The sequence below is a fragment of the Solwaraspora sp. WMMD1047 genome, from assembly GCF_029626155.1.
GTDB lineage: Bacteria > Actinomycetota > Actinomycetes > Mycobacteriales > Micromonosporaceae > WMMD1047.
The window spans coordinates 3,447,905-3,459,430 of the sequence record NZ_JARUBL010000001.1; the positions used below are offsets into that span (position 1 = coordinate 3,447,905).

The 11,526-nt window shown below is 70.8% G+C and carries 11 protein-coding genes; 2 read left to right on the forward strand and 9 right to left on the reverse strand.

Features of this window, described 5'->3' with window-relative positions:
• Window position 1: 1 nt before the first annotated feature.
• The 3 genes from O7627_RS15655 to O7627_RS15665 are packed head-to-tail and all read right to left on the reverse strand — an operon-like array spanning window position 2 to window position 3,074.
• Window positions 2-826, reverse strand: coding sequence for a carbohydrate ABC transporter permease (locus tag O7627_RS15655; protein ID WP_278094243.1), 825 nt, complete (start codon window positions 824-826; stop codon window positions 2-4).
• A complete protein-coding gene (locus tag O7627_RS15660) occupies window positions 823-1,758 on the reverse strand; it encodes a sugar ABC transporter permease (protein WP_278094244.1) in 936 nt (311 codons plus the stop codon). Before O7627_RS15660 ends, O7627_RS15655 begins: the two co-directional genes overlap by 4 nt.
• On the reverse strand, window positions 1,755-3,074 hold the full coding sequence (locus tag O7627_RS15665) for an extracellular solute-binding protein (protein ID WP_278094245.1): 1,320 nt from the start codon (window positions 3,072-3,074) through the stop codon (window positions 1,755-1,757). The genes O7627_RS15660 and O7627_RS15665 overlap by 4 nt, the downstream gene beginning before the upstream one ends.
• A gap of 401 nt (window positions 3,075-3,475) precedes the next feature.
• Between O7627_RS15665 and O7627_RS15670 the strand changes: the two genes are divergently transcribed.
• On the forward strand, window positions 3,476-4,495 hold the full coding sequence (locus tag O7627_RS15670) for a LacI family DNA-binding transcriptional regulator (protein ID WP_278094246.1): 1,020 nt from the start codon (window positions 3,476-3,478) through the stop codon (window positions 4,493-4,495).
• 53 nt (window positions 4,496-4,548) lie between these two features.
• Window positions 4,549-5,487: a glycosyl hydrolase family 32 gene (locus tag O7627_RS15675; RefSeq protein WP_347404659.1), complete on the forward strand. Its 939-nt coding sequence runs from the start codon at window positions 4,549-4,551 to the stop codon at window positions 5,485-5,487.
• A gap of 89 nt (window positions 5,488-5,576) precedes the next feature.
• On the opposite strand, the gene O7627_RS15680 is transcribed toward O7627_RS15675, so the two are convergent.
• The 6 genes from O7627_RS15680 to O7627_RS15705 all read right to left on the reverse strand — a co-directional run bounded on the left by O7627_RS15680 (window position 5,577) and on the right by O7627_RS15705 (window position 11,525).
• On the reverse strand, window positions 5,577-6,341 hold the full coding sequence (locus tag O7627_RS15680) for an IclR family transcriptional regulator (protein WP_278094247.1): 765 nt from the start codon (window positions 6,339-6,341) through the stop codon (window positions 5,577-5,579).
• Window positions 6,342-6,373: 32 nt separating this feature from the next.
• Entirely contained in the window at window positions 6,374-7,327 is a 954-nt protein-coding gene (locus O7627_RS15685) for a PDR/VanB family oxidoreductase (protein WP_278094248.1), read from the reverse strand.
• Window positions 7,324-7,548: a hypothetical protein gene (locus O7627_RS15690; protein ID WP_278094249.1), complete on the reverse strand. Its 225-nt coding sequence runs from the start codon at window positions 7,546-7,548 to the stop codon at window positions 7,324-7,326. The genes O7627_RS15685 and O7627_RS15690 overlap by 4 nt, the downstream gene beginning before the upstream one ends.
• Window positions 7,545-8,588 carry an aromatic ring-hydroxylating dioxygenase subunit alpha gene (locus O7627_RS15695; RefSeq protein ID WP_278094250.1) on the reverse strand — a complete coding sequence of 348 codons (1,044 nt, stop codon included), beginning with the start codon at window positions 8,586-8,588 and terminating at the stop codon, window positions 7,545-7,547. Before O7627_RS15695 ends, O7627_RS15690 begins: the two co-directional genes overlap by 4 nt.
• Window positions 8,589-8,836: 248 nt before the next feature.
• The gene (locus O7627_RS15700; protein ID WP_278094251.1) at window positions 8,837-10,183 is read right to left on the reverse strand and encodes a PHB depolymerase family esterase; all 1,347 of its coding nucleotides are present in this window, start codon (window positions 10,181-10,183) and stop codon (window positions 8,837-8,839) included.
• Window positions 10,184-10,289: 106 nt separating this feature from the next.
• Window positions 10,290-11,525 carry a mandelate racemase/muconate lactonizing enzyme family protein gene (locus tag O7627_RS15705; RefSeq protein ID WP_278094252.1) on the reverse strand — a complete coding sequence of 412 codons (1,236 nt, stop codon included), beginning with the start codon at window positions 11,523-11,525 and terminating at the stop codon, window positions 10,290-10,292.
• Between the last annotated feature and the right edge of the window lies 1 nt (window position 11,526).

The following is an 11,526-nucleotide window of genomic DNA, read 5'->3' on the forward strand; positions in this document are numbered from 1 at the left end:
GCTATCCCTTCACGGACCCCTGCAGCAGGGCCTTGATGAACTGGCGCTGGAAGATGAGGAACACGAGCAGGCTGGGCGTCAGGATAAGCAGTGCGCCGGCACAGAGCAGCACCTGATCGGTGCCCCACTGCCCCTGGAAGGCGCCGAGGGCGCCGGCCATGGTCCGCTTGGTGCCGTCGTCCACGAGCACGATGGCGAGCAGGAACTGGTTCCAGGTCCAGAGGAAGAGCAGGATCGTCAACGACGCGATCGCGGGGCGGGCCAGCGGCAGGTGGATCCGGCAGAAGAGCTGCCAGGTGCTGCTGCCGTCGACCCGGGCGGCCTCGGAGAGCTCCGGCGGCACGTTGACGAAGTGGGTGCGCATCCAGAACACGCCGAACGGCATGTAGAGCCCGATCAGCGGCAGGATGATCGCCCACCGGGTGTTGAGCAGGCCCATGCCCTGGATCTGGTAGTAGATCGGGGTGATCACCGCCTCGAAGGGCATGGTCAGGCCGAGCAGGAAGAGCAGGAAGGCGATCCGGTGGCCGGGGACCTTGAGGTGGCCCAGGCCGAAGCCGGCCATCGTCGCGATGACCACGGCGAACGGCACCACGCCGGCGACGATCAGCACGCTGGACCGCAGCAGCGCCCCCATGTTGGCCACGGTGAAGGCGTCGGCGAAGTTCCCCCACTGTGGATCCGACGGCCAGGTCAGCCCGGTGGGGACCGTGCCCCGGGGCTGCAGCGCGGCCGAGAGCATGCTCACGAACGGCAGCAGGGTGACGAGAATGAGGGCGACCAGGAAGATCTGCCCGGTCAGCTGCTCGTTGCGGCCGAGCCTCATGCCTTCTCCTCCCGGGTCAGCCGCTGGATCGGCAGTACGCAGATCAGCACCAGCAGCATCAGGACCACGGCCAGCGCCGAGGCGAGCCCGACCTGACGCTGGGCGAAGGCGAGCCGGTAGATCTCCAGTCCTGGAACGGTGGTCTGCAGCCCGGGACCGCCACTCGTCGAGATGTAGACGATGTCGAAGCTCGCCAGTGCGGCGATCACGGTCACCGTGAGGCAGACCCCGATCTCCCGGCGCAGGCCGGGCAGGGTGACCGCGAGAAACTCCCGGACCGGCCCGGCGCCGTCGATCCGGGCCGCCTCGTAGAGGCTCGGATCGATCTTGCTCATGCCGGTGATCAGCAGGATGGTGCAGAGCCCGAGCGAGACCCAGGCGCCGATCACCCCGACCGCCGGCAGGGCGGTGCCGAAGTCGCCCAGCCAGGGCCGGGCGAGCCCGCCGAGGCCGATCACGTCGAGTGTCTGGTTGACCAGCCCGGTCGAGGAGAGCAGCCAGCTCCACGCGATGCCGGCGGCCACCAGCGGGATGACCTGGGGCAGGAAGAGAATGGTACGGACGACGGTGCCGAAGGGTCCGCCGGCCATCCGCCGCACCAGGCTCGCGACCAGCAGCCCGATCCCGACCGGAATGAAGCTGAAGAAGACGATCAGCACGAAGGCGTTCGAGATGATCTTCAGCAGGTCGGGATCGGTGACCACCGTGACGTAGTTGTCGAAGCCCGCCCAGCGGGCCACGCCGATGCCGTTCCAGTCGTAGAGCGAGTACTGGAACGTCAGGGTCAGGGGGCGCACCACGAAGACGGCGTACATCGCCAGCGCGGGCAGCACGTAGAGCCAGCCGCCCCACCGGCCCGGGCGGGCCCACCGGTTCCGGTGGACCCGCCCGGGTGACGCGGAGGAGGCGCCGCCGGTGGTGCTTCGGGTCATCGAGACAGTTCCTTCTCGTACTCGGCCTGGACCGCCTGTACGTAACCCTGCGGGGTCTGCTGGCCGGCGATCAGCTTCTGCAGCTCCGGTGTGATGGCCGAGGCGAAGATCGAGCCGGTGGCGTTCGCGGTGAAGTCCACCGCGCCGTTCTCCGCCGCCAGTTGCTGGCTCGCGGCGAGCGTCTCGGCCAGCACCGTCCCCTCGGCGGGGACGGGGACGTTGAGGTCGGACGGACCGCCGGGGCTGGAGCCGCCGATCTGGACCGCGATCTCCCGCGCCTTCTCGTTGGTGTGTGCCCAGTTCAGGAAGAAGGCCGCGGCGTCGGGGTTCTTGGCCTTGGCACCGATGCCGAAGGTGTTGGGCGCGGACATCGCGACGTGCTTGCCGCCCGCGGTCTCCGGCGGGAAGAGGAAGAAGCCCACCTCGTCCGCCATCGACTTGCCCAGGTTGCCGGACTCCCAGTCCCCGTTGAACATGAACAGCCCGCCGTCGTCCTGGAACTTGCCCATCATCGTGGTGTAGTCGATCGCGTTGGCGTCGGCCGGGAAGTAACCCGCCTTGGCCCACCGCTCGATGGTCTCCGCGGCCTTCAGCGCGGCCGGGGTGTCGAAGGTGGCACCTTCCTTCTGGAAGATCCAGTCCGCGATCTGCTGCGGGTCCCCGAACTGGTTCTGCAGGGCCTGCAGCGGGAAGTTGATGCCGGCCGTGTCCTTGTTGAACTGCATGATCGGGGGCACGCCGGCCGTCTTGGCCGCCGCGAGCAGCTCCTCGAACTCGGCGACGGTCGCCGGTGGCTCGGTCATCCCGACCCGAGACGCCAGGGTCTTGTTGTAGAACACGCCGGTGACGCTGTAACCGAGCCCGAGCCCGTACAGCGATCCGGTGCCGCGCGGCCGGCCGCCCTCGGCGATCCGCAGCTGTTCGAGCTGGGAGGCGGGGAAGGCGTCCCAGCCGTGCGCCTCGTAGTAGGGGTCGAGGTTCTTCAGCAGGCCGTCCTTGACCAGGTCGACCATGGTGGGGAGCCGGATGATGTCGGGCGAGTTGTCGCTGGCCAGGACCCGGGGGGCGTTCTCCACGATGACCGTGAACTGGTCCTCGCGCACGTTGAACGTGACGTTCGGGTGCTGCTTGGTGAACTCGTCGGCGAGCGCCTTGGCGAGGGGGAAACCGGTCTCCGCGTACATCTCGAGCGTGATGGGGTCGGTGCCGAGTTCGGTGCTGACGTCGGTGTCGTTGTCGGTGGAGGTCGCCGGGTCGGAGCCCGGGGCCTGGCAGGCGCCGATCGCGAGGGCGGCTGCCAGCAGTGGTGCCGCCATCGCCAGCGGTCGGCTAGAGTGGCTTCTCCGTACGTTTCTCCGCATTTTTCCGGACTCCTCGATTCTTCACCTGAAAAAACGGTACCTGGCAGTCGATAGTCAGCGACTACGCCCGTAGTCCGCGCCCCCGGCCGTCGCCGGTCGAGGGCCGGCCCGGCCGCGACGGGGGTCCTCGTGGCGGCCGGCTGGCTTGAGCGGGAACCTAGCTAAACTGATTTAGCAGAGCATGATGCGCAGGGCTCGTCGGTGTCAAGGACCAGTTGGCAACGACCCGGAAACGGCTTGTTCACGCCGGGCCGGGTAGCCCGCTGCCGGCCGGCTCGCGCGGGCGTCGCATCATGATGACAACCTGACCGGCGGAGGAATCCTTGGACAGCGACACGGCATCGACGGGACCAGAGGTGCGACGGGCGACCCTCGCGGACGTCGCCCGGCGCGCCGGCCTGTCCAAGACCGCCGCCTCGATGGTGCTCAACGGCCGGGAGGGCACCCGGCTCTCGGTCGAGGCCCACCAGCGGGTCTTCGCCGCCGCCGAGGAGCTGGGCTACCGGCCCAACGTCGCGGCCCGGAGCCTGCGTACCCGCAAGACCGCGACCATCGCCTTCGTGTCTGACATCGTGGCGACCACCCGGTTCGCCGGTGGGCTGATCCGGGGCGCGCTCGACGCCGCCCGGGAACGGGACCACGTGCTGCTCATCACCGAGACCCAGGGCGACGCGGCGTTCGAACGGTACGCGATCGAGGCCATCCTCGACCGCCGGGTCGACGGGGTCATCTACGCCGCCATGGCCACCCGCCGGCTGACCGTGCCGACGGCGCTGCTGGGCGGCCCGGTGGTGCTGCTCAACGCCACCAGCCAGGACAGCCTGCCGTGCGTGCTGCCGGACGACGAGCTGGCCGGCCGGGCGGTGACCGAGGCGCTGCTCAAGCAGGGGCACCGGGAGCGGATCGCGCTGATCGGCCGCAACCGCCTCAAGGAGCGCGACCCGGAGGTCTCGCTGGCGGCCGAGGCGCGGCTGCGGGGCATCCGGCAGGCGCTGGCCGGCGCCGGGGTGAAGCTGTACGCCGAGGCGTTCTGCGCGGAGTGGCTGCCGGAGTACGGCTACACCGCGATGCGGACCATCCTGCGCCGGCCCGCGCCGCCGACCGCGGTGATCTGCATGAACGACCGGCTGGCATTCGGTGCCTACCAGGCGCTCGCCGACGCCGGGCTGGCCATCCCGACGGACATGTCGGTCGTCTCGTTCGACGACGATCCGATCGCCAGCTGGCTGCGGCCCGGCCTGTTCACCGCGGCCCTCCCGCACGAGCAGATGGGGCAGCGAGCGGTGGAGATCCTGCTCGACGGGCAGCCCACCGCGGCGCACCGGGTCCCGATGCCGCTGCGCCGGCGCCGGTCGATCGGGCCGCCGGCCACCTGAGCCGAGTTTTCCCGAGCTTTGCGCTAAACCGATTCACTGCTAGGTTTCACCGCATGCTGCGGCTACCGGACCACTGGGTGTGGGACAGCTGGTACGTACGGGACGACGACGACCTCTGGCACGCGTTCTTCCTGCGTGCCTCCCGGGCGCTGCTCGACCCGCACCGACGCCACCACCGCGCCGCGATCGGCCACGCGGTCTCCACCGACCTGCGATCCTGGCGACTGGTGGCCGACGCGCTGGTCCCCGCCGACGGCCCGGCCTGGGACGACCTCGCCACCTGGACCGGCAGCACGGTACGAGGACCGGACGGCCGGTGGTACCTGTTCTACACCGGCGTCAGCCGCGCCGAGCGAGGGCTGGTCCAGCGCGTCGGGCTGGCCGTCTCCGACGACCTGGTCAGCTGGCACCGGCACGGCACCCGACCGCTGGTCGAGGCGGACCCCACCTGGTACGAACTGCTCGACCCGGACGCCTGGTACGAGCAGGCCTGGCGCGATCCGTGGGTCTTCCCCGACCCGGCCGGCGACGGCTGGCACATGCTCCTCACGGCCCGGGCCAACCACGGTGCCGCCGACCGGCGCGGGGTCGTCGGCCACGCCACCTCCGACGATCTGGTCAACTGGCGGGTGCGCCCCCCGCTGTCCACGCCGGCCGACTTCGGCCATCTCGAGGTGCCGCAGGTGGTCGTCATCGACGACCAGCCGCTCCTGCTCTTCTGCACCAACGCGGTGGCCGGAGAGAACGGCCGGGGCGACCACCGGGTCTGGACGGCGCCCGGGAAGGGTGTCACCGGCCCCTGGGACGTCGCCGATGCCCGGCCGTTCCCGCACCCCGCTCTGTACGCCCCGCGCCTGCTCCGCGACCTGGACGGCGGCTGGAGCATGATCGGGTTCATCGACCACGACGCCGGCGGGACGTTCGTCGGCGAACTCACCGACCCGATCCCGGTGCGTTACCGACCCGAGCTGGGACTCCGCCCCAGGCGATGAGCCGGCGGGTGGGGGCGGGGCGGCAGCGCCGGCGGCGGTCCGCCGCCCGCCGGACGGTGCCGACAGCCGGTCGGCCGGCTGCCATCGGCTCAACCAGCCGGCCCGAACGAGGGGCCCAGGGCCCGGGAGATCGCCCGGCCGGCGGCCTGCACCAGCGGCGCCAGTGCCACCGGGTCCGCCCGGTCGTGGGCGACGACGAGCGAGATCGCCGCCAGCACGGTGTCGCTCGGGCCACGGATCGGCGCCGCGACCGAGAGGGCGTCCATCGTCACCTGCCGGTCGCTCGTCGCGTAGCCGACACGGCGGACGTCGGCGAGGATCCGGCGCAACCGTCGGGGATCGACGACGGTCCGCTCGGTGTACCGCTCCAGCGGCGCCGCCAGCACCTGTTCCTGAACCTCGGCCGGCGCGAAGGCGAGCAGCACCAGGCCGACCCCGGTGGCGTGCAGCGCGAAGCGGCCACCGACCCGGGTGAGCACCGGCACCGCGTGCCGGCCGGCGATGCGTTCGATGAAGACCAGTTCCAGGTTCTCCCGGACGGCGAGCTGGACGTTCTCATGGGTCACCTCGTAGAGGTCCTCCATGATCGGCAGCGCGAGTTCCCGCAGCCCCAGTCCGCGGGGGGCGAGCGAACCCACCTCCCACAGCCGCAGGCCGACGCGGTACCGCCCGTCGGCACCGCGTTCCAGCGCACCCCACGCGACCAGCTCGGCCGCTCGACGGTAGGCGGTGGGCAGCGACAGCCCGGCCCGCCGCGCCAGCTCGGTGAGGGTCAGCGTCGGCTCGGTCGGGGTGAAGGCGTCGAGCAGCGCCAGCACCTTGCTGGTGACCGATCGGCCGGATGGCGTACGCACCCTGCCATCATCATCGCCGTCGCCTCCGCCGGCTACAGGTCCAGCACGAGCCGGGGAGTGCGAGACCGGGAGACGCAGATCATCATCGTGTCGCCCGCGGCCCGTTCCTCCTCGGTGAGCAGGCTGTCGCGGTGGTCCGGCACCCCGTCGAGCACGGTCGTCTCGCAGGTGCCGCAGGTGCCCTCCCGGCAGGAGGAGAGCACCTGGACGCCGGCCTCCTCGACGGCGGTGAGGATCGGGGTGCCCGGCGGCACGGTAAGGGTCCGACCGGAGAGCGCGAGTTCCACCTCGATGGCGCTCCCGGCGTCGGCGTCCCCAGCCACCGGGGTGAAGCGCTCGACGTGCAGCACACCGGGTGGCCACTGCAGGCAGTGCTCCTCCACCGCCTTGATCAGTTGCTCGGGGCCGCAGCAGTAGACGAGCCCGTCCGGCGGCCCGGACAACAGCGGGGCCAGGTCGAGCAGCCCGGTCTCGTCCTGCGGGTGCAGGCTCACCCGGTCACCGTGGCTGGCCCGCAGCGCGGTCGCGAACGCCATCGCGGCGCGGGTGCGGGCCCCGTACACCAGCCGCCAGTCGGCGCCGGCGGCGTCGGCGGCCGCGATCATCGGTTTGATCGGGGTGATGCCGATGCCGCCGGCGATGAAGAGGTACCGCCGCGCGGGGAGCAGCTCGAAGTTGTTCCGGGGACCCCGTATCCGGACCGTGGCGCCGCGGGTGAGCCGCTCGTGCACGAACCGGGAGCCGCCGCGACCGACCGGGTCGTGCCGGACCGCCACCTGCAGCCCGGACCGGTCGGCCGGGTCACCGCAGAGCGAGTACTGACGCACCAGGCCGGCGCCGAGCTCCAGGTCGACGTGGGCGCCGGGGGTCCAGGCGGGGGCCGCCGCACCGTCGGCCGGGCGCAGCGTCAACACCACGACGCCGTCGGCCACCTCCGCCCGGTCGGCGACCACCAGCTGCCTACCGGTCGGGTCGTCGCCGGTCACACCGGCACCTCGATCCGGGCCGGTGGGTCGGGGACCTCGCGGAGCCGCTCGGGCGTCCGGTGGTCGCGCGGGTGGGCGAGCAGCCACTCCCAGAGCTCCACCGGCTCCTCCGCGGTGCGTTCGGCGCCGCAGTGACAGACGCCGCGCAGGGTGTCCGTGCCCGGCACCCACTGGATCCGGTAGAGCCGGCTGCCGGTTGGATCGCCGGCCCGCGGGTTCACCGGGTCGCCTCCACCGTCCCGGTACCCACCAGCCGGCCGAGCAGGCGTCTGGCGGCCAACCCCCCGGTGTCGATGTTGATGCTCAGCTCCTGGTACCGCTCCGGTTCGGCGGCGATCACCTTCTCCAGGATGTCCAACGCCGTGACGTCCTGCATCACCACGGTGTGGTTGCTCTGGTGCAGGTACTCGCTCACCGACTCGTCCTCGATCGCGAAGTCGCGCGCCACCGCCCAGAAGTCGTACGTGGTGTTCTCGGTCGCCGGCGTGATGGCGTACACGATCTCGGCGTGGAAGGCCCCGTCGTCCGGACCCTCCGCCGGCGGGTAGTGGCCCTGCGGGGCGATCCGGCTGTGCAGCAGGTACAGGCAGGGCGGGTGGTACTCGATGTCCTGCCAGCGGGTGATGCGGCCCTGGATGCCGGTCGACCTCGCGTAGAACGGGGGGCACTCGGCATCGTCGATGTGTCGGCTGACGTAGACGATGCCCTTCTCGTCGTCCACCTCGGTGACGATCGGGGTCTCCGCCACCTCGGGGGTGCCGATGTAGCCGCCGTGCAGGTAGGTCTCGTGGGACAGGTCCATCAGGTTGTCCACCAGCAGGCCGTACCGGGCGTTGAGGGGAGCCATGCCGCGGACGACCGCGTAGCGCGGGTCGGTCAGCCACGGTGCCCGGGGGATGGTGGCCGGATCGGCCCGGTCGCGCTCGCCGATCCACACCCAGACGAAGGAATCCTGTTCGACGACCGGGTAGGAGGCGACCCGCGCGGTGCGCGGGATGCGCTGCTGACCGGGTACGGCGATGCACGCGCCGGTCGGGTCGTAGGTGAATCCGTGGTAGCCACAGACGATCGCGTCGCCGACCAGTTGGCTCTCGGAGAGCGGGTAGCGCCGGTGCACGCACCGGTCGGCCAGTGCCACCGCAGCCCCCGACTCGGTGCGGTACAGGACCAGCGGCTCGCCCAGCACGGTCCGGGCGAGCAGGTCCCGCCCGACCTCGTTGCCGTACGCCGCGACATACCACTGGTTACGCGCGAACACCATGCCGGCGAACCTCCTCATCGGGTGGACTGGCGTCGGTTCGAATGATCCCGGTGTACGCCCGCGGTGGGGACCGGGGCTTGCACTGGATGAAAGTCTGACCGGATTCGCGGCGCCACCGGGCACCGGCCCGGCCCGCCTGGTGGGGGCCGCGCACTGCGGAGCCCACGCACTGCGGAGCCCGGACCAGTGCGGACACTGGTCCGGGCTCCGGATGCGGCCGGTGGCTCCCGGTTGCCGGCGGCATCGCCTCAGCTGCAGGTTGCGCCGTTGAGGCTGAACTGTGCTGGAGTGCTGTTGGTTCCGCTGTAGGTGCCCTGGAAACCGAAGTTGATGCTCTGGTTCGCACCGATGGTGGGGTTGTAGCTGACGTTGCGGGCGGTCGCCTGGTTGCCGCTCTGACTGATCGTCGCGTTCCAGGCGTTGGTGACCTGCTGGTTGCCCGGCCAGCTCCACTGGACCGTCCAGCCGTTGATCGTGCTGCTACCGGTGTTGGTGACCGTCACGCTGGCGGTGAAGCCGTTGCCCCAGCTGTTGGCCGTGTACGCGACGCGACAGGTGGACGTGCCCGGCGGCGGCGTGGTCGGCGGTGGGGTCGTCGGCGGCGGTGTGGTCGGCGGTGGGGTGGTGGGCGGCGGTGTGGTGGGTGGTGGGGTGGTGGGTGGTGGGGTGGTGGGCTGGGTGCGGTCGAGGCCGAAGAACCCGATGGCGGCGCGGGCCATGCCGGTGGAGGGCAGGCTGTGTCCGGCGCCTTGGATGGCGTATGCCTCGACCTGGGTGCCGAAGCGGCGGCGGTTCCAGTTGGCCTGGGGTGTGTCGGTGGAGGTGGGGGTCTGGCTCAGGCCGTGGACGTTGGTCCACTGCTCGACGGATTCCTGCAGCAGGGAGTACGGGACGAGGGTGTCGTTGGTGCCGTGCCAGAGTTGGATGGGTGGCCGGCGGCCGGTGTAGCCGGGGTAGGCCTGGCGGACGAGGTCGCCCCACTGCTGGGGGGTGCGGTTCATGCTGCCGTTGGTGCAGGAGCCGCCGGGCGGGTAGTCGGCGGCGCTGGCGAAGCAGTTGAACGGCACGCCCATGAAGGAGGCGCCGGCCTGGAACAGGTCGGGGTAGACGGCGAGCATGTGTTGGGTCATCATGCCGCCGGATGAGCTGCCGGTGGCGTAGACGCGGTTGATGTCGCCGTTGTGTTGCTGCCGCGCGTAGTTGATCATGGATTCGATCGAGACCGGGTCACTACCCCCACCCCGACGCTTCGACGCGGCCGACCAGGTGTCGAAGCACCTACCGAAACCGGCCTCCTGCATCGCGGACGGGTAGATGACGATGAACCCGTACTGGTTGGACAGCGACGCGAACTCACTACCGGAGTAGAAACCGGGACCCGAACCGCCGCAGCCGTGCATCGCCACCACGATCGCCGGGCTGGCGGGCCGGTTGTCCGGCACGTAGATGTGCATCCGCATGCCACCCGGATTGTTACCGAAGTTCGTCACCTCGACCAACGACGCCGCCGACGCCGGCGACGACAGGGCAATGCCGCCGACCGCGAGGAACAGGGCACTGACCAACCCGGCCAGCACCGCTCTGGTTCTTCTCACGAGCACCCTCCATCGATAGGCATTTATCAATCACCTTAGACAGGTCAGTGACGACCGTCAACATAATGCCAAACTTCGATGGATGGTGGTGGCCTGCCGGCCGGGGTCAGCGCGGGGCGATCGGCGACACCTCGTTCCGGGACTCGATCCGCAGCGCGGGCCGGCCGTCGACGCCGGGTCGCGGGTCCAGCGGGGCGCCGTCGGTCGTGGTCAACAGCCGTCGGCCGGCCCACTCGGGACGCACGTTGGGGCTCTCGGCGGTCGCCATCCGAGACCGGTCGGCGGGCGACCGGATCGCGCTCTCGTCGATGCTGACCCCCAGGCCCGGTGCGTCACCGAGCACGAAGGCGCCCTCCTCGACCCGGTGGTCGACCCGGATGCCGGCCGGCGGGATCAGGTCCTGCAGCTCACTGACCAGATGGTTCGGCACGGAGGTCGCGGCGTGCAGTAGACCGACCGGACTGTTGCCGACCGGGCTGACCGGCAGGTCGTGGGCGTGCGCCAGGGCGGCCACCCGCAGGAAGTGGGTGACGCCCCAGACGGCGGCCATCTGCACGACGTCGACCGCGCCCGCGGCGATCAGCGGGCGGTACTGCTCCAGACCGGTCAGGTTCTCCCCGGTGGCGACGGAGGTCCGCACCCCCCGGCCGACAGCGGCCAGCCCTTCGGCGTCCCACCGCCGGACGGGTTCCTCGATCCAGGTCAGGTCGAGGGTGCGCTCCAGTTCGCAGACGTGCCGGACGGCCTGCTTGCGGGTCCAGGCCTCGTTCACGTCGAGCATCAGGCCGGGCCGCGGGCCGTGCGCGGCGGCGAGCACGTCCCGAACCAGGCACAACCGGTGCCGGTCCCGCTCGATGTCCAGCCCGCCCTTGAGCTTCGCGGCCCGCAGCCCGTGCCGGGCATAGACCTCGTACTCCGAGACCAGTTCGTCGTCGGTCAGGCGGATGTCCAGCCCGGAGGCGTACGCCGCCACCCGCCGGTCCCGTCCGCCGAGCAGCCGCCAGAGCGGCTCACCCGCGAGCTTGGCCTTGATGTCCCAGAGCGCGGTGTCGAGCGCGCCGATGGTCCCGAACACCGGGCCGGCGTGCCCGGTCTTGAAGGTCTGCCGCAGCATCCGGTCGTAGAGGGCCGGCACCGCCCGCGGATCCTCCCCGTCGATGGCCGGAAAGATCCTTTCGATCTCCACGTGCGATCCCAACCCGATCCCACTGATCCCCTCGTCGGTGTCGACGATGACGATCGGGACGGAGGTCACCCCGTCGGCGAACACCCCGTTGGCGTCGCCGACCGGCCGCCCCCACTCCTGGATCGTGTCGAACGTTCGGTATCCGGTGATCCGCATG

What these genes read in the sequence shown, in the direction of transcription:
- O7627_RS15655 (WP_278094243.1), bottom strand. Translation starts at nt 826, where the DNA reads ATGAGGCTCGGCCGCAACGAGCAGCTGACCGGGCAGATCTTCCTGGTC.
- O7627_RS15660 (WP_278094244.1), bottom strand. Translation starts at nt 1,758, where the DNA reads ATGACCCGAAGCACCACCGGCGGCGCCTCCTCCGCGTCACCCGGGCGG.
- O7627_RS15665 (WP_278094245.1), bottom strand. Translation starts at nt 3,074, where the DNA reads ATGGCGGCACCACTGCTGGCAGCCGCCCTCGCGATCGGCGCCTGCCAG.
- O7627_RS15675 (WP_347404659.1), top strand. Translation starts at nt 4,549, where the DNA reads ATGCTGCGGCTACCGGACCACTGGGTGTGGGACAGCTGGTACGTACGG.
- O7627_RS15695 (WP_278094250.1), bottom strand. Translation starts at nt 8,588, where the DNA reads ATGGTGTTCGCGCGTAACCAGTGGTATGTCGCGGCGTACGGCAACGAG.
- O7627_RS15705 (WP_278094252.1), bottom strand. Translation starts at nt 11,525, where the DNA reads ATGCGGATCACCGGATACCGAACGTTCGACACGATCCAGGAGTGGGGG.